Annotated in this window: 20 protein-coding genes; 10 read left to right on the top strand and 10 right to left on the bottom strand. The window is 33.6% G+C overall.

From position 1 onward, the window contains the following. The 4 genes from SH09_RS08130 to SH09_RS08115 form a co-directional block, all read right to left on the bottom strand. Window positions 1–1270: PTS transporter subunit EIIC (locus SH09_RS08130; protein ID WP_042739148.1), on the bottom strand; the 1270-nt coding region annotated here is incomplete at its 3' end. Between the two features lie 75 nt (window positions 1271–1345). Further along, entirely contained in the window at window positions 1346–2233 is an 888-nt protein-coding gene (murQ, locus tag SH09_RS08125; protein WP_042739147.1) for an N-acetylmuramic acid 6-phosphate etherase, read from the bottom strand. A 2-nt stretch (window positions 2234–2235) separates the two neighbouring features. Further along, window positions 2236–3288 (bottom strand): MupG family TIM beta-alpha barrel fold protein, encoded by a 1053-nt coding sequence (locus tag SH09_RS08120; RefSeq protein ID WP_042739146.1) that lies wholly within the window; start codon window positions 3286–3288, stop codon window positions 2236–2238. A 93-nt stretch (window positions 3289–3381) separates the two neighbouring features. After that, window positions 3382–3711 carry a hypothetical protein gene (locus SH09_RS08115; RefSeq protein ID WP_042739145.1) on the bottom strand — a complete coding sequence of 110 codons (330 nt, stop codon included), beginning with the start codon at window positions 3709–3711 and terminating at the stop codon, window positions 3382–3384. A gap of 229 nt (window positions 3712–3940) precedes the next feature. Between SH09_RS08115 and SH09_RS08110 the strand changes: the two genes are divergently transcribed. Beyond that, the gene (locus tag SH09_RS08110; RefSeq protein ID WP_232171167.1) at window positions 3941–4609 is read left to right on the top strand and encodes a CPBP family intramembrane glutamic endopeptidase; all 669 of its coding nucleotides are present in this window, start codon (window positions 3941–3943) and stop codon (window positions 4607–4609) included. Window positions 4610–4633: 24 nt separating this feature from the next. Here SH09_RS08110 and SH09_RS08105 read toward each other — a convergent pair whose 3' ends face one another. Continuing rightward, complete coding sequence (locus tag SH09_RS08105; RefSeq protein WP_042739143.1) at window positions 4634–5326, bottom strand: helix-turn-helix transcriptional regulator; 693 nt, start codon at window positions 5324–5326, stop codon at window positions 4634–4636. 441 nt (window positions 5327–5767) lie between these two features. On the opposite strand from SH09_RS08105, the gene SH09_RS08100 reads away from it, so the two are divergent. The 7 genes from SH09_RS08100 (at window position 5768) to SH09_RS08070 (ending at window position 14255) form a co-directional block, all read left to right on the top strand. Beyond that, the gene (locus SH09_RS08100) at window positions 5768–6559 is read left to right on the top strand and encodes an inositol monophosphatase family protein (RefSeq protein WP_042739142.1); all 792 of its coding nucleotides are present in this window, start codon (window positions 5768–5770) and stop codon (window positions 6557–6559) included. A gap of 146 nt (window positions 6560–6705) precedes the next feature. Beyond that, entirely contained in the window at window positions 6706–7653 is a 948-nt protein-coding gene (locus SH09_RS08095; protein WP_371664162.1) for an LCP family glycopolymer transferase, read from the top strand. A 684-nt stretch (window positions 7654–8337) separates the two neighbouring features. Continuing rightward, window positions 8338–11292 (top strand): formate dehydrogenase subunit alpha, encoded by a 2955-nt coding sequence (gene fdhF, locus SH09_RS08090; protein WP_042739140.1) that lies wholly within the window; start codon window positions 8338–8340, stop codon window positions 11290–11292. After that, window positions 11292–11756, top strand: a complete 465-nt coding sequence (locus SH09_RS08085) for a helical membrane plugin domain-containing protein (RefSeq protein WP_042739139.1) — start codon at window positions 11292–11294, stop codon at window positions 11754–11756. Before fdhF ends, SH09_RS08085 begins: the two co-directional genes overlap by 1 nt. 157 nt (window positions 11757–11913) lie before the next feature. Continuing rightward, window positions 11914–12177 (top strand): hypothetical protein, encoded by a 264-nt coding sequence (locus SH09_RS08080; protein ID WP_162846353.1) that lies wholly within the window; start codon window positions 11914–11916, stop codon window positions 12175–12177. Between the two features lie 28 nt (window positions 12178–12205). Next, window positions 12206–12982, top strand: coding sequence for an N-acetylglucosaminidase (locus SH09_RS08075; RefSeq protein WP_042739137.1), 777 nt, complete (start codon window positions 12206–12208; stop codon window positions 12980–12982). A 142-nt stretch (window positions 12983–13124) separates the two neighbouring features. Continuing rightward, complete coding sequence (locus SH09_RS08070; protein ID WP_042739136.1) at window positions 13125–14255, top strand: FAD-dependent monooxygenase; 1131 nt, start codon at window positions 13125–13127, stop codon at window positions 14253–14255. Window positions 14256–14373: 118 nt separating this feature from the next. Here SH09_RS08070 and SH09_RS08065 read toward each other — a convergent pair whose 3' ends face one another. From SH09_RS08065 to SH09_RS08045, 5 genes are all read right to left on the bottom strand, one after another. Beyond that, a complete protein-coding gene (locus tag SH09_RS08065) occupies window positions 14374–15330 on the bottom strand; it encodes a 2-hydroxyacid dehydrogenase family protein (protein ID WP_042739135.1) in 957 nt (318 codons plus the stop codon). 208 nt (window positions 15331–15538) lie between these two features. Beyond that, window positions 15539–15853: a DMT family transporter gene (locus SH09_RS08060; protein ID WP_042739134.1), complete on the bottom strand. Its 315-nt coding sequence runs from the start codon at window positions 15851–15853 to the stop codon at window positions 15539–15541. Then, window positions 15853–16173, bottom strand: coding sequence for a DMT family transporter (locus SH09_RS08055; RefSeq protein WP_042739133.1), 321 nt, complete (start codon window positions 16171–16173; stop codon window positions 15853–15855). The genes SH09_RS08060 and SH09_RS08055 overlap by 1 nt, the downstream gene beginning before the upstream one ends. A gap of 272 nt (window positions 16174–16445) precedes the next feature. Beyond that, window positions 16446–16913 (bottom strand): CHAP domain-containing protein, encoded by a 468-nt coding sequence (locus tag SH09_RS08050; RefSeq protein WP_042739132.1) that lies wholly within the window; start codon window positions 16911–16913, stop codon window positions 16446–16448. 316 nt (window positions 16914–17229) lie between these two features. Beyond that, window positions 17230–17595, bottom strand: a complete 366-nt coding sequence (locus SH09_RS08045) for a DUF4870 domain-containing protein (RefSeq protein WP_042739131.1) — start codon at window positions 17593–17595, stop codon at window positions 17230–17232. Window positions 17596–17822: 227 nt separating this feature from the next. Between SH09_RS08045 and SH09_RS08040 the strand changes: the two genes are divergently transcribed. Both SH09_RS08040 and nhaC read left to right on the top strand, forming a co-directional pair. After that, a complete protein-coding gene (locus SH09_RS08040; RefSeq protein ID WP_042739130.1) occupies window positions 17823–18893 on the top strand; it encodes an NAD/NADP-dependent octopine/nopaline dehydrogenase family protein in 1071 nt (356 codons plus the stop codon). Between the two features lie 46 nt (window positions 18894–18939). Further along, window positions 18940–20334, top strand: coding sequence for a Na+/H+ antiporter NhaC (nhaC, locus tag SH09_RS08035; protein WP_042739152.1), 1395 nt, complete (start codon window positions 18940–18942; stop codon window positions 20332–20334). Window positions 20335–20507 lie beyond the last annotated feature (173 nt).

The following is a 20507-nucleotide window of genomic DNA, read 5'->3' as shown; positions in this document are numbered from 1 at the left end:
CAATGTGTCCAATGCCTCCGATTACTGCGCCACCAATACCGCCGCCAATACAAGCTGTGAAGAATGGTTTGCCGAGGGGCAAGGTTACACCATAAATTAATGGTTCACCAATACCTAAGAAGCCAACAGGTAAGGCACCTTTCAAAGTATTGCGGAGTGTTGTATTCTTACGACATCTAACCCATAAAGCTAATGCTGCGCCAACTTGACCAGCACCCGCCATTGCAGCAATTGGTAACAGGTAAGTTGCACCCGTTTGATTTATCATCTCAATATGAATAGGGGTAAATATATGGTGTAATCCTAACATTACCAAAGGTAAGAAGAAAGCACCAATAATAAAGCCACTAAATACACCACCAATATCGATAATGCCATTGATGATATGAACGAGACCATCTGATATAAATCCTGCTAAAGGCATAAAGATAAAAATTGTAAGTAAACCAATTATAAATAAAGTGATTGTTGGAGTGACAATGATATCAATTGCATTAGGGACAATTTTATGAAGTCTTTTTTCAACGATACTTAAAAGCCAAACAGCAAATATAACCCCAATGATACCACCTTGACCAGCTTGAAGCGGTTCGCCAGTAAAGATGTTAGTAATCATATTTTTATCGGTAAGACCAGTTAGTAGTGTGGTACCACCAATAACACCACCAAGCCCTGGTGTTGCACCAAATTCTTTAGCTGCATTAATACCAGTAAAGATTGCTAAGTAAGCCAACATACCGTCCTTTATGACGTTAAATACAGTCACCAGTTGTGTTACCCAGGCTCCCGATATTTGTCCACCTGCAAGCAAGTTACTTAGTACAGCGGCAATACCTCCAATTAAACCAGCACCTATAAATGCTGGAATCAGAGGTATAAATATATTAGCAATAGTCTTTAGTAACTTATTAAATTTACCGTGCTTTTGTTTAGATTTATAATTTGATTTATTCTGTGCGGCTTTTGCTTCTGCATCTTGCTTAAAATTCGTTGTACCATGTGGGATTGTTTCACCTAATTTGACGCCACTACTTTGCGCCATGTAACCTGCGACTTTATTAACGGTACCGGGTCCCACAACAACTTGAACACGGTCGTCTTTAACGACTCCCATAACACCATCAATTGATTTGAGTTTTGCATAGTCTACCTTTTGTTCGTCAATGACTTGAATACGAACGCGAGTCATACAATTAATAATGTTATCAATATTGTCCATAGTTCCAACTGCATCAGTAATTTGTTGTGCTAATTTTTGTTCTTTGTTCATATATAGACCTCCTGACATAAGGATAATAGCAGTTTAGTTGTACTTTGAAATTGGAATGCTTGAATGTTAGAAATATTATTGTTGTATTGTACGTTTAAGTAGAGCATGATTGTCGTCTAGTTTTTGTTCAGCATCTTGTTTAGTTACATTACAGAGTTGCATGACGACTGCAGTTTTTATATTCTGACCGGATTCTTCAAAACGAATTTTAGCCTGGTCATATGAAATATCACAAATTTCTTGAATGATACGAATTGAACGATCGATTAATTTTTTATTCGTAGCTTTGACATCGATCATTAAATTATCGTAGACTTTTCCAACACCTACCATTGTGATGGTAGATATCATATTCAGGATTAATTTTTGTGCAGTCCCTGCCTTTAATCTTGTAGAGCCGGTAAGTATTTCTGGTCCTACATCTACTTCTATTGCTTGTTTAGCTAGGCTACTTATCGGTGTGTCAGTATTACAAGAAATTGCTACCGTATGTGCACCAACTTCATTTGCACATTTGATACCGCCTTGGACATATGGGGTCGAACCACTTGCAGCAATTCCAATGACGACATCTTTGTTTGAAAGATGGATATGAGTCAAATCTTCTCGCGCAAGTGCAGGATCATCTTCAGCACCTTCAACAGCTACGGTTAATGCGCGTTGACCACCAGCGATAAGTCCGATCACATCGTTTATTGTCGTATTAAACGTAGGTACACACTCAGCTGCATCTAATACACCTAATCTACCACTAGTTCCAGCGCCTAAATAAATAATTCTGCCCCCGTTATTAAACCTATTTATAGTGATTTCAATGACTTCAGCAAGTTGGGGTATTACTTTGCTTATTTCTTGTGGCACCTTTTTATCTTCTTCATTCATGGTTTGCAGTGCTTCGACGATAGTCATTTCATCTAAATGCATTGATGCTGTATTTCGAGATTCGGTCGATTTTTGTTTCATTATTACATCTCCTTTGGTTGATTTTTAAATGAAAATGAATCTCCTGATTGCATACAGTAGATTAATGGTAAATCTGCTGTGATAACTCTAGCGATCACATTGACATTTGGATGCTCTGGAAGCGGCTCTTTGATGATTTGTAATTCGCCTTCATAACGCCCGTTTAATGTATTATCTAGTGTGATATGCCCTGGAAGTCGTTCAACTGTATGCATTGGTTGAATTGTGTCATTCAGATAATGTCGTGCCTCTTGTGAGCGTATGACATGTTCGGGATTGTCAATGCGAACTGTGTGTGATGCTTGAAGTATTGTAGGGATATGATTGTCATAATATTTTAAATGTAATATGAAATTTCTGTGCTGAATTGCTTGATAGAGTTGTTGTGCCATAGTTTCCTCGAGATAAGGGTCACCAATTAAATAATCTGTGGTCTTTGCTTGAATTAGTGTTGTCACACTTTCTATAGGATGATGATTACGTGAAGCTTCTATGGTTGGTAAACCTTTAAATATCGGACCTCGCTTTTGACTACCGGATATGAAACCAAAGATATGTGCTTCAGGATTAAAACGTAAAATTAGCATATTTTGTTGTGTGATAAATGATTCGGAAAGTCCCGTATCCGGTCTAGGATAATAATTGTGGCAATATATGATATTTGAAAAATCACTTACTGTTTGTTTAAGATGAGTTAATAATGAGGTAGTAACAGTGCTCGCGTTCAAACAACATTTAAAGCCTGCATTGATAATAGAATTTACCGTAGCAACAGAGGTACTATGATCAATCCTTATAATAAAATGTGCATTTGTATAGCGTTGTAAAATTTGGAACAATGTTTGAGTTAGTAATGCTGGATTAATATCGATAATGAAGTGTATTTCATAATAGTCTAGATAATCTAACAGCTCTGTTAGTTTTTGATACTTTAACTGTTCATCTTCTTCAGGTATTTGCACCGAAGTAAAGATACTATCATATCCAAAGTCGACCATCGATTTAATATAAGATTTATTGAATGGCTCACCTAAATAAACTGAAAAACCTGGCATATCTATACCTCCAATCTGTAATCGTTTTCATTGTACAATATGTGTAATCAAATTACAATTTAAGATTAAAAATTAATGTATTGTGAAATTTTGTTACAAATATAATTTGATAAAGTGTAGTATCTTGAGTAATCTTTGCTGAATGTTTGAAATATGTTTGATGGTATTACCTACAGTGAATTCTTCAATAGGTTGAAATTTGAAATCTTCTAGAAAATGATAGTAATTATAGTGGATAAGCGAAGTATGACGGAAGGGGGAGTTTTTCAATTTGATATATTCTTGCTCAATAAATTGTTGTAATTCCTGTTGAAATTGGTCCTTTTTCTTATGTTCGGTGACAATGCCAAATTTATAAACCTCTATTAAATTAAGTAATTGTTGTACGCTTTCTGAGATAGTTAAGAGTTCTTCTAATTGCATGATTATCGCCTCCATAATGATTAATAATAGGGTTAATATTTTTGCTCCGTTGATTTAGATGATATACTGTGCTTAATTTAAATATAGTTGGGTAACGTTCATGCTAGGCATCGTTAATAAATATAAATAAAGTCGGTAGATATTTAGCAAGAAAGGTATGAACAAAATGAAAAAAGTTATGTTACGGTTTCGCGAAGTAACCTGGAAAGATTTTATAGTAGTTGTAAGTTTGTTTTTAATAATAGAATGTTTATCTATAGTTGTAATGCGTTTTGGACATCAATTTGTAGAGGGGTTAAATTCGAGTAGTGAGGTATTACTCGGTTCATTAATACAATTATTAGCATATATGACAACTATTTTTATTTTTTACTTTTTACATATGAATGATTTTTATGCAAAATTTAATACAGGTGTAGAAGTCATTAAACAAAACAAAGCTTGGTTAGTCGGAATATTTATAATCATGTTTGTTGCATCATATTTATATAACTTTGTAGTGCAATATCTTCCAGGTGGATGGGGGTTTAGCGAAACACAAAATGAAATGCAACTTCAAATATTATTTAAAAATCCACAATTTTTACCATTTTCTTTTTTATTAATTGTTATTGCAGCACCATTAGTAGAGGAAATTATATTTAGACATTTAATGATAGGTGAATTGGGGAAAGTGTTTAATTTTAAGGTAATGGGAGTCATTTCTGCTATATTATTTTCGTTTATGCATGTAAGTAGTGCAGCCTCACCATTTGAGTTTGGTAGTTATTTTATCTTAGCTGTTGCTTTAGTATATGCATATGTTAAGACGAAGAATAAATTAATCGTTAGTTTCAGCTTACATATGTTGAATAACCTGGTGTCCTTTATTATTACTGTTTTGATGATGTACCAATAAAGGTCAATAAAAAGTCCAACTGAATTAATTTTCAGTTGGATTAGAAAACTGTTGGAAATTATTAATTGTTATATCTTGTGTCTTTATTGTTTTTTCGAATGAGTAAGAAATATCTTGTATATCCTCAATCGGGATTGTATTAGTTTTACCTAATCCAATTTCAAAGACGACTGCTTTCCATAAACCTTCTTCACATAGTAATCCAATGAAAATTACATTCTCAGTGCGATTCATATCATCAAGCCCATGCTCCATAGCCATTACATTACGCTCTGTACAGTAAATTAATACATCCGAAAATAAAGTTGGCAATGTTGTGTGTGGTGGCGTGTCAAATTTAATATAACGGTCTAATTTTTTTAACGTCCGTCTCATTTTTGTGTAGGGTAAATTTAAACATTTTTTGATTATTGCTTGAATTTCTTCTTTGTAAGGAAGTGTTGAATAAGATTGACTTTCATTTAATACAAGAAATAATGCAGAAAGTTGATTTTCAGTTAATTCAATGTCATAGCTATTCGGTGTTTCTTGTAATTGATAACCACCTAATTTACCGTGTTTCGCTAAAATTTTAACGCCTTGATCCTCTAAATCTTGAATATCCCTTAAAATGGTACGCTTTGAAACATTTAACTCAGACGCTAATTCTGAAGCAGTAACTTGCCTATTTTCTTGAATTGCTTGAACCAATTTGTTTTGTCGTTCGCGTTTATTCATGAAGAAAGTCACCTCCCAATATGATTACATATTACAATTATTATATCATAAAAGTGACAATGACGACATTTAGAAAAAATAAACAAAAAAATTAGAGAAAACGCTTACATTTTTTCAAGTCTTATGTTAGTATTGTATATAGTAACAAGGGGGTAACGAATAGTTGACAAAGGGGTAGGCTATTACATAATAGTTTTGTTAACAATTATTCGTACGAGTTACTAAACAAACATCTTCAATATTTATTACTTACTTTCCTTTCTATTTAGCCGACTAGCAAAGCTAGTCGGTTTTATTTATGTTTGTTGCAATATATGAAAAAAATGTTAGATGATTAACTTTGGGCATATATTTTCTGTTACGAATTATGATAAAATGAGACGAAATTATACATATCTAAATCTATACATAAAGATTATAAATATAAAAAGAGGTGTAGACATGGAAAAAGAACAATTAATTTTTATAGACGATTCTGTCAGAGCGTGGCTCGCTTCGTTAGATGATATTATACCAGCATTAATCGATGAGATGGTAACTACAACCAAGAAGAATAGGTTTGATTTAGTAACTAATGTTGATAAAACGATTCAACAAAGATTCCAGCAGTTTTTAACTGAAACATTCCCTGAACATCAACTATTTGCAGAGGAAAAAACCAATGAAGAAGTTCACCCTCATGAGGGACATGTATGGATTATGGATCCAATTGATGGAACCGCAAATTTAGTGAAACAACAAGAAGACTATTGCATTATATTAGGTTATTTTGTAGATGGTGTACCAATGTTGTCTTATATTTATGATTATCCACACGGGAAATTATATAAAGCAGTAAAAGGGTATGGTGCATATGTTAATGGTGCGCCACTTGAAAAACCGGAATCCATTGAATTAAAGGATGCCGTTGTGTCATTTAATGCACTAGTTATAAATGCAAATAAAATGCAAGAATTATTTGACGCTTCCTTTAGTCATCGTTTTATTGGCTCATGTGGTTTAGATTCTGTTCGTGTGATCAACGGTCAATTTGGCTTGCATATCAATACGAATCCAAAGCCATGGGATATCGCGGCGCAATTTTTATTTGCAAGTGAGCTAGGGTTGAAAATGACGACACTAGACAATAAACCTTTGGATTATGCGACGGCTGGTCCATTCATTATCAGTAATCCAGGTTGTCATGAAGAGATGTTAGACGTTTTAAATTCAGGAGCGGGTTATAAAAAGTAAATTGTAACTCTAAAATATCATACTTTATCAAATTTTTAGGTCTTAAGCACTATGCTAAATTGTATAAATTCATTTATAATGTAGTTATTAATTTAAGTTGAAAACTGAATATAGAATGGGGAATGATAAGAGTGAATCGCTCTAGAATGAACGGAAAAAAGAAAATGGGACTAGGTAAAAAGCTATTTTTATGGTTTTTCGGTATATTAGCCATACTTGCTTTGATAGCAGTTATTTATTTAGGATATAAAATCTTTTCAGTCGGTGGATCAATACATAATCCATTAGATAGAGATAAATCGTCACTAAGAGATAAGAATGTCAGTTTAGATGATGGTGATGCTTTTACAATTGCATTGTTTGGTGTAGACTCTGATGCGAAGAGAGCTTCTGAAGGCGATGGTCAACGTAGTGATACAATTATGGTGCTATCGATTAATCCTAAAAAGAAAACAACTGAAATTGTAAGTATTCCAAGGGATACACAAGCTAAGATTGTAGGTAAAGGTACAACCGAAAAAATTAATCATGCCTATGCTTATGGTGGTCCTGATATGGCAGTGAAATCTGTTGAAAAATTATTAAATGTACCAATTGATCATTACGCTACGATAGATATGGATGGCATGAAAGATATGATTGATACAGTTGGTGGTATCGACGTAACAAGTAATGCGACATTCTCATATAAAAATCACCAATTTAATAATGGCGAAAAAACACACTTAGATGGTGATGCTGCAATGGCATTTATCAGAAGTAGAAAAGAAAGCGGTGCTGGTGGAGACTTTGGTCGTCAAGAACGACAACAAATTGTAATTCAAGGTTTAGCAAGTAAGTTATCAAGTGTAAATTCAATCACTCATTTTAATTCGATTATGAATCATATTAAAGAGAATGTGAAAACAGACTTATCAATAGGTGAATTAAATAAAATTAGAAGCAACTATAAAGATGCAGATAAGACAGTTAATAAGCACCAATTAGACGGTGAAGGCGGCATACAAGATGATGGCTTATATTATTTTGTACCTAGTCAAAGCTCATTAAGTGAAATTGAATCTAGTATTAAAGATAATTTAGGTATTTACTAGAACAGCACCTGTGATAGCTGAACAGCAAGGTGAGGTAAATTATTCATGATAATAAATTGTTGTTACAAGCAAAGCACGTTTTAATTTAAATGAGTATCTAAAGATAAATTTAATGACTTCAATGGTTGCTCGAGTTAAGATTTTAAGAATCTTTCGCTCGAGCAACCTTTTTCTATAAATGAAATGATACAGAAAAATACTTCAGCTAAATTTCAATCCCTGAAAAAAATAATTTATATATAAGTGTAGAACGTCACAATCGTCAAATAAAATTGACAGTGTAGTTCTACTTTTTTTGTCATAAACTTAATACGATCTAGAGATAAATGAACTCATATTGTTGTGGCATAAACATCTTAAAAATTTATTGTTATATGCCTAGAGTTATATAGTGGAAGTGGCATAGAAAAAATACAAATCTATACTTTAGTTTGGTGAACAAGCTGTAATGATAAATGACTGACAAAACAATAATACAAAAATGTTTTATTATATTTTGGAATAGTAGGATATTGAATTGTATTAAAAAAGGGAATGGAATACAGAATGCCTTAACATTCATAATAAATACGTTTACAATATAAGTAACATTACCTAAAAAGTGTGGGGCTTTTATGATGGAATGTTGTTGAACAACAATGAGAATAATACGGGCAGTATATTATAAAAACAGGGGTGAATCGAATGCAGGAACATTTAATCGTTTCTTTAGATGGTAAAGACTATCTTGTTGAACCAGGCACGAATTTGTTGCAATTTATTAAATCACAAGATACATTTGTGCCTTCGATTTGTTATAACGAATCGCTAGGACCTATTCAAACTTGTGATACTTGTACAGTTGAGATTGACGGCCAAATTGGACGTGCGTGTAGTACAACGATTGATCGACCAATGGTGGTTAATACACAAACAGATAATGTACAAACAAGCCAAAAGGAAGCACTTGATCGCATATTAGAGAAGCACATGTTGTATTGTACTGTGTGTGATTATAATAATGGTGATTGTGAAATTCATAATACAATGGATCAGTGGGGACTTGAGCATCAAACGTACGAATATAAAGAAAAGCCATATGAAAAAGATTATGGTCCCTTTTACAGATATGATCCAAATCAATGTATTTTATGTGGACGATGTGTTGAAGTTTGTCAAGATGTTCAAGTCAATGAGACTTTGACAATAGATTGGGAGCGACAACAACCACGTGTTATTTGGGATAATGATACAACAATTAATGATTCCTCATGTGTTGGCTGTGGTCAATGTGCAACGGTATGTCCTTGTAATGCCATGCTTGAAGTCAATATGGAAGGCAATGCAGGCTATATGACAGATTTAGAACCCGGTTCTTTAGCCGCGATGATAGATTTAACTAAAAAAGCAGAACCAGGCTATGGTCCTTTATTTGCAGTATCTGATTCTGAAGCTGCCATGAGAGAAGAAAGAATTGAGAAAACGAAGACAGTATGTACTTATTGTGGTGTTGGTTGTTCATTTGACGTATGGACAAAGGATAGAGAAGTACTAAAGGTGCAACCACAGCATGAATCACCGGCCAATAAAATATCATCATGTGTGAAAGGAAAATTTGGTTGGGATTATGTTGATTCAGATGAACGCTTGACTAAGCCATTAGTAAGAAAAAATGGTCAATTCGAAGAAGTTGAGTGGGAAGAAGCTTTACAAGTTGTATCAGACAATTTTACTAAGGTGAAAGATAAATTAGGTCCAGACGGTTTAGCATTTATCTCTTCCTCCAAAGCTACAAACGAAGAATCATATTTAATGCAAAAGTTAGCGCGCCAAGTTATAGGTACAAATAATGTAGATAATTGTTCAAGATATTGCCAAGCTCCTGCAACTAAAGGTCTATTTAGAACAGTGGGGCATGGTGGAGATTCTGGTTCTATAGATGATTTAGAAATTGCAGACATGGTCGTACTTATTGGTACAAACACTGCTGAGGCACACCCTGTCATTGCATCAAGAATTAAACGAGGTCATAAACTTTATCAAAATACATTAAATGTATTTGATATTAGAAAGCATGAAATGGCAGAACGTGCTGACAATTTCTATCAACCTAAGCCAGGAACAGATTTAGTTTGGTTATCTGCGGTAACGAAATATATTATCGACAATGATTTACATGATACAGCATTTATTGATGAATGGGTGAATGATTTCGAAGCATATAGAACGTCTCTAGAACCATTTACAATGGACTTTGCAGAAGAAACAACGGGTATAACTTCAGAAGAGCTAATTGATTTTGCACACCAAGTTGTCAATGCAAAATCAGTATCGATTTGTTGGGCAATGGGTGTAACACAACAAGATATTGGTAGTGATACGTCTACTGCAATTTCTAATTTATTATTAGCAACAGGCAATTATAGAAAGCCAGGTTCAGGTGCTTATCCGCTTAGAGGACATAACAATGTACAAGGTTGTAGTGATATGGGTAGTATGCCTGATCAATTCCCAGGTTATCAATTGGTTACTGATGATGAAGTACGAGCTAGATTTGAAAGAGAATATGGTGAAAGTTTACCAAGTCATCCAGGACGTGATAATCATCAAATGATGGAAGGTATTCATGAAGGTGAAATTGATTCTTTATATTTATACGGCGAAGATACAGGTATTGTTGATTCGAATATCAACTTTGTACAAGCAGCTTTAGAAAAGGTTGGTTTCCTTGTAGTACAAGATGAGTTTTTCACTTTTACAGCATCATATGCAGACGTTGTCTTGCCTGCCAGCCCATCACTTGAAAAAACTGGAACATTTACAAATACAGAGCGAAGAATTCAACGTATCTATCAAGCATTGGAACCAAAGGGAGACTCTAAACCTGATTGGCAAATCATTCAAGCAGTGGCGAAATCATTAGGATATGATTGGGGATATACACACCCAAGTCAAATCATGGATGAAGTTGCACGATTGACACCACTTTATTCAGGTGTAAATTATGATCGTTTAGAAGGTTATAACAGTTTACAATGGCCAGTTGCTGCAGATGGTACAGATGAACCAACCTTGTATCTAGAAGGATTTAACTTTGATGATGGTAAAGCGAGATTCTATCCACTGTCATTTGATAATTTCTTCAAAGTGAATGAAGTTTATGATTTACATGTAAATAACGGTCGATTATTAGAACACTTCCATGAAGGTAATATGACATATAAGGTACCAGGGTTAGAATACAAAATGCCTAATGCATTTGTAGAGATTTCACCTGAACTAGCTGAAGACAGAGGCATCCATGAAGGTGCAGAAATCAAGCTTATTTCTGAAACTGGAGAAGCGGAATTGGTAGCGCATGTTACTGATAGAGTTAAAGGTAAAGAAATATATATTCCTCTAAATAACAATGCAATGTTGCATGGTGACAATGGTGCAATTAATTTATTGACCAATAGTGACGTTGATAAAGATACAGATACACCATCATATAAACGTACAAGTTGTCGAATGGAAGTAAAAACACGAAGAGGAAAGTCACCACTTAATCCTACGAATTTCCGGGTGAATAAACAGCGCCAACCACAATATAGTGTTAGAGTTGAAGATAAATGGAGACGTGATGACTATACTTTCCCAGGAAGTCAGGTGGATAACTAATGGCTGAAAGAATAACTAAAATAAAACGCATGGAAAAGACAGAAGCAGAAATCAAGCAAGAAAGTATGGCTGAAGTAACAGACGCAATTGTTGCAAATAAAGACAGTATCTTAAAAACAATTAATCTAATTAGTACATTAGATGACGCTAAAATATTAGATGCTCTGTCTGGCGCAGTTAAAAGTCGAGGAGTAATCGCCAATAAATTTGCTGTAGAACTAAATAAAGAACAATATACAGGGTTAATTTCAAATATGGCTTCACTCGTATTCTTATTAGGTGACTTAAATGTAAATGATTTATCTACAATGCTAAACAAAGTCAATAAAGGTTTGCATGTAGCAAACCAAGCAAACCCAAACCAAAAAACATCTATCACCGGATTAATGAGTATTTTAAAAGACGATGAAATGAACCGCAGTTTAACTTATATGTTGAATATGCTGAGAGGTATGTCACGCTAATATAATAGTATGTGTTCACAGAATGACATGTAACAGACCAAGATAGGAGAAAGTTATTTTCTATCTTGGTCTGTTTTATTGTTTAGAAAATGACATATTGCAAAATGCTTAAATATGATACAATTTCTAGTATTAGAGTTTAATATTAGTTTTTTAGATGAGGAGAGGAAGACATATTAATCCGAAAATGATAAAAGTCATGGCCATCATTTCCAATGTTATTCTAGTATTGGGAATTGTGTTCTTGATTACAATGAATATAATGATGGCAATTACAATGTTTGTTGTCTCATTAGCGATAAGTCTCACAATCTTCAATACGTTATTTAGAGATAGAAGAGGAATGAAGATTGCTATCAATGTGTCGTTTGCAATTGTGCTAATTGCGATTATATTTGCATATATTACATTAACTAAATAATTGTGTAAGTTAGGGAGTTTTTCTGAAAATGAAGCAATTAATTACGCAAAGACTTTCGGTCGTGTTATTGATCGTTATTTTAGCTGTTTTTGTTCTGTTACTGATTATCAATGAAACGACTTTATTTGATAACCAGAAGACAAACACATTTAATGAGGCCGTGAGTAAACAAGTAGATGGTAATGCATTAAACATGAAAGAAGAACAAGGTCAATTTGTTGATGCTTCAAGAGCAGATGTGAAACAAGCTATGGACATTGATAATGAATATGAAAATCTAAATTATATGGATATTTCAGAAAAGGTACCTATGTCTGAGCATGAATTGAATCAAATATTAAAAGATAAAGGTATTTTAAAAGGACAAGCAAAGGCTTTTCTTAAAGCTCAGGAAAAGTATGATGTAAATGTCCTATATCTGATAAGTCATGCTTTAGTTGAAACAGGTCATGGTCGTTCAGAATTGGCAAAAGGCATTAAAGATGATGGTAAAAAGTATTACAATTTCTTTGGCATAGGTGCGTTTGATGAGAATGCAGTGCACACAGGAAGTAGTTATGCTAAGAAACAATCTTGGACATCGCCTAAACGTGCAATTATGGGTGGCGCAAAATTTGTTCGTAAAAATTACTTTGATAAAAAGCAAATTACATTATATCAAATGCGTTGGAACCCTAAAGCACCAGGGGAACATCAATATGCTTCTGATATCGCATGGGACGGTAATATTGCACGCTTTATGCAACATTATTATGACAAGTTTGGTATTAAAAAGGATCATGTTTATAAAGATTACTATTTATAATGGACCAATATTTTATGAATAAAGGATAACGATGTAATCAATACAGGTGTTATCTTTTTTCTTTGTAAAGTAATTAAGGAATTCATTAAAAAACACAGGCTAGTAAGAACAAATAAGTTTAATGATAGATGGAGTGAAAATGATGAAGATAGGTATAGTAGGTGCAGGTATCGGTGGTTTAACGACTGCAGCGTTACTGATTGAGCAAGGTCATGACGTAAAGGTATTTGAACAGAAACAAGATATAACTGAAATTGGTGCAGGGATAGGTATCGGGGGCAATGTCCTTGAAAAGTTAGGTAATCATGATTTAGCGAAAGGCATAAGAAATATTGGACATGAAATAGAGCAAATGGCAGTGCTAGATGATAAAGGTAATACGCTATCAAATGTGAAATTAAAGAAAAAGACTGTTAATTTGACGGTGAAACGTCAAGATTTAGTAGATGTTATTCAATCTTATGTACCATCACAATATCTTTATTTTGGACACCGTGTGGAAACAATTGAAAGTGAACCACTTAAAGTGACATTGAAATTTGAATCTCAATCTCAAGCAGATGAAGCATTTGATTTATGTATAGCTGCAGATGGCATTCATTCAAATGTTAGACAATCTATATTACCAGATAGTAAGCCGATATATAGAGGGTATACTGTGTTTAGAGGATTAGTAGACGATGTAAATATAAAAGAAGAACAGGTTGCTAAAGAATACTGGGCTACAAAAGGTAGAGTAGGCATTGTTCCTTTATTAAATCATCAGGCTTATTGGTTTATTTCTATTAATGCTAAAGCGCATGATGCAAAGTATAAAGCATTTGGTAAACCTCATTTACAAGCAAAATTTAATCATTTTCCAAATGAAGTAAGAATGATATTAGACAAACAAAGCGAAACAAATATTTTACTTCATGATATTTATGATATACAACCACTGAAGTCATTTGTGTATCAACGTGTTGTCTTGTTAGGGGATGCAGCACATGCTATGACACCAAACATGGGACAGGGCGCAGGACAAGCGATGGAAGATGCGATTGTATTAGCTAATTGCCTTGCGCAGTATGATTTCGATGAAGCTTTGCAACGTTATGATAAATTACGTGTTAAACATACTAAAAAAGTAATTAAACGTTCTAGAAATATTGGGAAAATAGCACAAAAATCAAATAAGTTATTAGTCGCTTTGCGTAATTTTGTTGTTAAAATTATGCCAAACCAACTAGCCAGTGCGCAAACAAAATTTTTATACAAAACAAAATTAAAGTAGCTATGAAAGTTATGTTGAACTTATAAATATAATTAAAAGAGAAGCCCTTAAATGAAGTCTACTGATTTCATTTAAGGGCTTCTCTTTTTAGTAGGTGCATGTAAATTGTCGAGAATCACTAGTTTACTATAAATTTTGGTGTTTTATTCTCTAGTTTACTTAATGTATCATTCGCAACAATTTTAGCCATCATATCTCGTGACTCATATGTTGCATTTCCGATATGTGGTGTAATGACTACATTATCAAGTGATTTCAATTTTTCGTTAATCTGTGGTTCAAATTCAAAGACATCAAGAGCTGCACCTTCTATCAGTTTATCTTGTAATGCTTCGACAAGTGCTGCTTCATGGACAATTGGCCCACGTGATGCATTGATTAAATAGCTTGTCGGCTTCATTAATTTAAATTGAGGTGTATCGATTAAATGATGTAAATCTGTAGAATAGGCAGCATTAATCGTTACAAAATCTGAATGCTTTAAAAGAGTTTCTAAATCTACATATTTTGCGCCGATTTCGCGCTCTTTATCCTTTTTCTGATTTGGTCCAGTATAAAGAATATTCATATCGAAAGCTTTTGCTCTTTTCGCAACTGCACCACCAATTTCACCTAAGCCTATGATACCGATTGTTTTGCCTGACACTTCTCGACCTCTAAAGAATAAAGGAGCCCAACCATCGAATCCTGTTGAACGACATAATTTATCGCCTTCAACAATACGTCTTGCCGCAGCTAACACGAGTCCAAATGTTAATTCAGCTGTTGAATTAGTCGAAGCCTTGGGCGTATTAGTAACGTCGATATCCTTTTGTCGAGCATAGGCAGTATCGACATTATTAAATCCAGCGCCATAATTTGCGATTATTTTTAATTTATTTCCTGCATCAATGACATCTTTATCAACATTCGTTGATAATAGACTGATTAATGCGTCAGCATCTTTGACACCTGACTTTAATGTCTCTTGATCAATAATTCCTTTACCATCATACATTTCAACTTCAGCACCAGCTTGTTCAAGTGCTTTAAGTCCTGCTTCAGGAATAGGTCCTGCGATATAAACTTTTACCATTAATAATCACTTCCTTTAATACAAAGTATAGTAAATAAATATGGGCTTAACAAATTTTTATATTTAAAATGAAATAAAATAACTAAACACAATCGTTTAAGGGATATGTAAAAAAATAAATTACTTTAATAACGTATATTAAATCTCATTTTCTTTGTACTTGAGCAATTGACCAATTAACTAATTAACTAATTAACTAATTAACTAATTAACTAATTAACTTTAGACCTACAATTGATAGAACTATCAAACCGATAAAAAATACACGTTTGGCATTTTTGGCTTCATTATATAGCAACATGCCTACTAATGTGCCACCACCAGTACCAATACCACTCCATATAGCATATGCTGTGCCCATAGGTATGGTATTCATTGCTAATTTCAATGTACTAAAGCTACAGATAAAGGCAACTGCTAATAGAACGACAAGTGATTTCTTTTTTGTTCTTGTAATTTCATTTAAAATGATGACACCAACAACTTCTAATAAACCTGCAAAAAATAAAATGAACCAACTCATTACTGCTGCACCTCCGAAGTTGATAACTTAAGTCCAATAATGCCAATAATTAATAGACAAATAAGCATCATTTTTACAATATTGAAGTTATCTCCAAAGAAAATAATATCTACAATTACTGTGCCAACAGAACCTATGCCAACAAATACAGCATAAACAGTGCCCACTGGTAGTGCTTTACAAGCTGAAATAACTAAGAAGAAACTTATGCCGATAATTATAATTACTGCTAACCAACTCCATACAGAATTAGCAACATTTAAACCAGTAACCCATAATACCTCGATCAAACCAGCCAATATTACTTTAAACCACTGCATTGTCTTACCTCCTAATTTATACGAAACGTGTCCATTTTCTCAAATTTATTAATATACTGCAATGTCATATAACAAAAAAAGACTGAAACATGAAGCATAATCATGTTCCAGCCTATATTAATGGTAGCGCAATTCAACAGACAGAATGGAAGAACTTTCCCTTAAAGAACTTGTCATTTAGTCATATTTGCTTAGATAGTGTACTTATACTTATTTATAAGCATAGATGATATCCAATACCATTGTAGCGAATTATATTAAATGTTTAGTTATTAGTTTAAGTGGATATAGTTGTAAGAACTAGCTTCAGAAGAAGAAATTGTTCTTTCACTTACTGAATATGGTCCACCGCCATAGTTCATTTCTGAAACTGTAACAGAACCATCGCTAGATACGTTTTCAACGTATGCAACATGTCCGTAAGGTCCAGAGTTAGATTGTAAAATTGAGCCTTGTTCAGGTGTGTTGTTAACTGTATAACCAGCTGAAGATGCTGCTGAAGCCCAGTTATTTGCATTTCCCCAAGTAGAGCCGATTTCACCATTTACTTTATCATAAACATACCAAGTACATTGGCCTGCTGTATATAAATTCCCACTTGAAGCAGATTGAGTTGTACTTTCGTTAGTTGATTGAGTTTGAGTTTGTTCTGCTGCGTCTGCCTCTTGACCATGATCTAATCCCAACATTGCTGCTCCGATTCCTGCTGTTAAAGTTGTAGCTGTTAATAATTTTTTCATTTTAAAAAGTCCTCCCAAAAGTCATCATTCATAAAATAACTTTATCTATTAATTAATTTAAGTTGATTGTTTTTCGTATGTGCTTTTTAACGACAAATAATACTCTAACAGATGAATTTGGTTTTGTGTGCAATGTTACGTCTTTGTAAACCAATTAAAAAAACCTCACATGTCATTGTAATAAATGCATGTAGAGGTTACAGTCTGACATAATTCAATTTTATGTTGGCACTACTAGTGTGAGCTCCATTGGTTAGTTAATATAAAACACCAATTATTACAAGACTTGTAAAAAGTCACAAAATTTAGATTTATATTATTTAAAAAATCTAATAGATAAAGGTGCTAAATAATCTTCTCCATTATAAGATTTAACTGCAGCAATAATAGTAAATATTATCATTAAAATACCCAATACTATTAATAGTAATAAGCCAATTAATACTAAAGATAATATTGAAGCGACAATAACCCAAATAAAATAAGACAGATAAAAATTAAAGTAGTTCTTCCCTGCACGGTCTACAAATGGTGATTCATCACGTTTAATGAGCCAAATGATTAGAGGCCCTATAATAGAAGTGAAAAAGCTTAATACATAAATAAGCATTGCCATTAATCGTGCATCATCATTTACTTCAATATTAGATGTGTTGTTTGTTTCATATTGATGTTCAGGCATTATACCCCTCCTTTTTCTTTTACTATAACAAAAATAATTTAACTTTATATCAATTTCTGAAAATAAAATTAGGTTTTTTATCTAGCAACTATGTGTAGCGATTGTTACAATGTGTCGTGTTACAACGGTATGTGATCGCTTTTCTATTGCGAGCCATTGTTTATCGTTAATTATTACTGGTTATACAATAAAGTAATGTAAATAAAGTTGAAGAAAGAAGGGTGATTATGAAAATTGCAATTATAGGCTCTGGTAATGGGGCAGTAACAGCAGCATTAGATATGAAGACTAAAGGTCATGAAGTGAAATTATATTGTAGAAACCAATCAATACATAAATTTGATAAAGCTATAGAACGTGGAGGCTTTTCCTTTACGAATGAGGGAGAGACAAACTTTGTACCATTTACTGATATCAGTGATGATATGTCATACGTATTAGAGGATGCAGAGGTGATACAAGTCGTCATACCATCTTCATTTATCGAACATTATGCACATACGATGGCACCATTCTTGAAATCAGAACAACTGATCTTTTTTAATATGGCAGCAGCAATGGGTTCTATTAGATTCTTGAATGTCCTAGAGGAAATGCATATTGAGACAAAACCTAAACTTGCTGAAGTAAATACACTTACTTATGGAACACGAGTGGATTTTGATGAAGCGTCCGTTAACTTATCATTAAATGTGAGAAAGGTTCATTTTTCTACCTATGATAAGGAAGATTTGAGCGATAGCTTTGAGAAAATTGAATTACTGTATCCATATATTGTTAAAGAAGAAAGCCTATGGAAAACAAACCTAGAAAATGGAAATCCAGAAGTTCATCCAGGACCAACATTATTAAACGTTGGTCGTATAGATTATGCAGAAGATTTTGCTTTATATGCAGAAGGGATTACGCAACACACAGTGCGTTTATTACATGCTGTAGAATTAGAACGATTAACACTCGGACGTAAATTGGGTTTCGAATTATCTACAGCAAAAGATGCACGTATTGACCGTGGCTATTTGGAACAAGTTGATGAAGATGAACCATTGAACCGTTTATTTAATAACAGTCCAGTATTTTCCCAAATAAAAGGGCCTAATCAAGTTAAAAATCGCTACTTAACAGAAGATATTGCCTATGGTCTTGTCTTGTGGTCAAGTCTTGGTAAGCATATCGGTGTGGCAACACCTAATACAGATGCCATTATCACCATTGCGTCGACAATATTGGAACGAGACTTTTTTGAAGAAGGGCTAACAATTGAGGAACTTGGCATTGATAAACTTGGATTAGATTAATTTAACAATGCGTATATTTAATAGAATATAAAGGGGGGTGCAAATGATGACGAGACAGCCAACTTTTGTTGAGTCTATTTCTACTATTGTAGTTATGATTATTATAGTTATTACAGGTTTTGTTGGGTTTGGTATTCCAATACAAGCATTGCTTATCTTAGCATCTGCTTATGCTGCTTGGATTGCTAAAAGAGTAGGCTTGAAGTGGAGCGATCTTGAAGAAGGTATAACGAACAGATTAGCAACTGCAATGCCAGCAATTTTTATTATTTTAGCAGTGGGTATTATTGTTGGCACATGGATGTACTCTGGCACAGTACCTGCTTTGATTTATTATGGTTTAGAGTTTTTAAATCCTAATTTATTTTTAGTATCTGCATTTATCATTTGTGCAATCACATCAGTGGCGACTGGAACAGCATGGGGTTCTGCTTCAACAGCGGGTATCGCGTTAATGGCGATTGCTAATCAATTACATATTCCACATGGTATGGCTGCTGGTGCAATCATTGCTGGTGCAGTTTTTGGTGATAAAATGTCACCACTATCTGATACGACAAATTTAGCTGCACTTGTTACAAAGGTGAATATTTTTAGCCATATTAGAGCGATGGTATGGACGACAGTACCTGCTTCCATTGTCGGAATTGTTGTATGGTTTATAGTGGGACGCCAATTTAAAGGTGATGCTAATTCAGCACAAATCAAACGATTATTAGGTGAACTATCACAAATTTATAATATTAATGTGTTAGTCTGGTTACCAATTATTGTCATTGTCTTGTGTTTGGCATTTAAAATGTCTACTGTTCCAGCCATGTTATTATCTAGTCTTAGCGCAATCATCGTAGGTGTTGTAAACAATAAATTTAGTATTGTAGACGGTTTTAAATCTACGTTTGATGGCTTTAATAAAGGTATGATATCTACAGAGCATCTATCTGCTAAGACAGTCACTTTGATAGAACAAGGTGGCATGATGAGTATGACGGAAATTGTAGTTACGATATTTTGTGGGTATGCATTTGCTGGTATTGTAGAAAAGGCCGGTTGTTTAGATGTAATCTTGCAAAAAATTTCAAAAAATATCAATTCTGTAGGTCAACTTATCTTAACAACGATTATTGGTGGATTAATAATGGTATTAGCAGCGGGGGTCGCTTCAGTAGTAATTATTATGGTCGGTGTGTTAATGACAGATATGTATAATAAAATGAATCTTGATAGAACGAATTTATCTCGAACATTGGAAGATTCAGGTACAATGATAATCCCACTCATACCGTGGGGAACATCAGGTATATATTATGCTCAGCAATTAGGTGTTACAGTGGATCAGTTCTTTATTTGGACTGTACCTTGTTACCTATGTATTTGTTTCGCATTATTCTATGGGTTTACAGGTATTGGAATAAAAAAAGTAAAATCAACGCACTCATAACAATATGCCCAGCTATCATGTTTGAATGATAGTTGGGCATATTTACTGTTGTTATAAGGATAATCATGTTTTTTATTTTATACCGTTGATGGTTTAATAGAATGAAAAAAATAATAAATTTTCAAATAGAAGTTTAAACAGTTATATTTGGGATATAAATTAATATGAATGAG

It is taken from the genome of Staphylococcus gallinarum, from assembly GCF_000875895.1.
Lineage (GTDB): Bacteria > Bacillota > Bacilli > Staphylococcales > Staphylococcaceae > Staphylococcus > Staphylococcus gallinarum.
This window is presented reverse-complemented; position numbering and strand designations above follow the sequence as displayed.

What these genes read in the sequence shown, in the direction of transcription:
- murQ (WP_042739147.1), bottom strand. Translation starts at nt 2,233, where the DNA reads ATGAAACAAAAATCGACCGAATCTCGAAATACAGCATCAATGCATTTA.
- SH09_RS08120 (WP_042739146.1), bottom strand. Translation starts at nt 3,288, where the DNA reads ATGCCAGGTTTTTCAGTTTATTTAGGTGAGCCATTCAATAAATCTTAT.
- SH09_RS08115 (WP_042739145.1), bottom strand. Translation starts at nt 3,711, where the DNA reads ATGCAATTAGAAGAACTCTTAACTATCTCAGAAAGCGTACAACAATTA.
- SH09_RS08105 (WP_042739143.1), bottom strand. Translation starts at nt 5,326, where the DNA reads ATGAATAAACGCGAACGACAAAACAAATTGGTTCAAGCAATTCAAGAA.
- SH09_RS08100 (WP_042739142.1), top strand. Translation starts at nt 5,768, where the DNA reads ATGGAAAAAGAACAATTAATTTTTATAGACGATTCTGTCAGAGCGTGG.
- SH09_RS08095 (WP_371664162.1), top strand. Translation starts at nt 6,706, where the DNA reads ATGAACGGAAAAAAGAAAATGGGACTAGGTAAAAAGCTATTTTTATGG.
- fdhF (WP_042739140.1), top strand. Translation starts at nt 8,338, where the DNA reads ATGCAGGAACATTTAATCGTTTCTTTAGATGGTAAAGACTATCTTGTT.
- SH09_RS08085 (WP_042739139.1), top strand. Translation starts at nt 11,292, where the DNA reads ATGGCTGAAAGAATAACTAAAATAAAACGCATGGAAAAGACAGAAGCA.
- SH09_RS08080 (WP_162846353.1), top strand. Translation starts at nt 11,914, where the DNA reads ATGAGGAGAGGAAGACATATTAATCCGAAAATGATAAAAGTCATGGCC.
- SH09_RS08075 (WP_042739137.1), top strand. Translation starts at nt 12,206, where the DNA reads ATGAAGCAATTAATTACGCAAAGACTTTCGGTCGTGTTATTGATCGTT.
- SH09_RS08070 (WP_042739136.1), top strand. Translation starts at nt 13,125, where the DNA reads ATGAAGATAGGTATAGTAGGTGCAGGTATCGGTGGTTTAACGACTGCA.
- SH09_RS08065 (WP_042739135.1), bottom strand. Translation starts at nt 15,330, where the DNA reads ATGGTAAAAGTTTATATCGCAGGACCTATTCCTGAAGCAGGACTTAAA.
- SH09_RS08060 (WP_042739134.1), bottom strand. Translation starts at nt 15,853, where the DNA reads ATGAGTTGGTTCATTTTATTTTTTGCAGGTTTATTAGAAGTTGTTGGT.
- SH09_RS08055 (WP_042739133.1), bottom strand. Translation starts at nt 16,173, where the DNA reads ATGCAGTGGTTTAAAGTAATATTGGCTGGTTTGATCGAGGTATTATGG.
- SH09_RS08050 (WP_042739132.1), bottom strand. Translation starts at nt 16,913, where the DNA reads ATGAAAAAATTATTAACAGCTACAACTTTAACAGCAGGAATCGGAGCA.
- SH09_RS08045 (WP_042739131.1), bottom strand. Translation starts at nt 17,595, where the DNA reads ATGCCTGAACATCAATATGAAACAAACAACACATCTAATATTGAAGTA.
- SH09_RS08040 (WP_042739130.1), top strand. Translation starts at nt 17,823, where the DNA reads ATGAAAATTGCAATTATAGGCTCTGGTAATGGGGCAGTAACAGCAGCA.
- nhaC (WP_042739152.1), top strand. Translation starts at nt 18,940, where the DNA reads ATGACGAGACAGCCAACTTTTGTTGAGTCTATTTCTACTATTGTAGTT.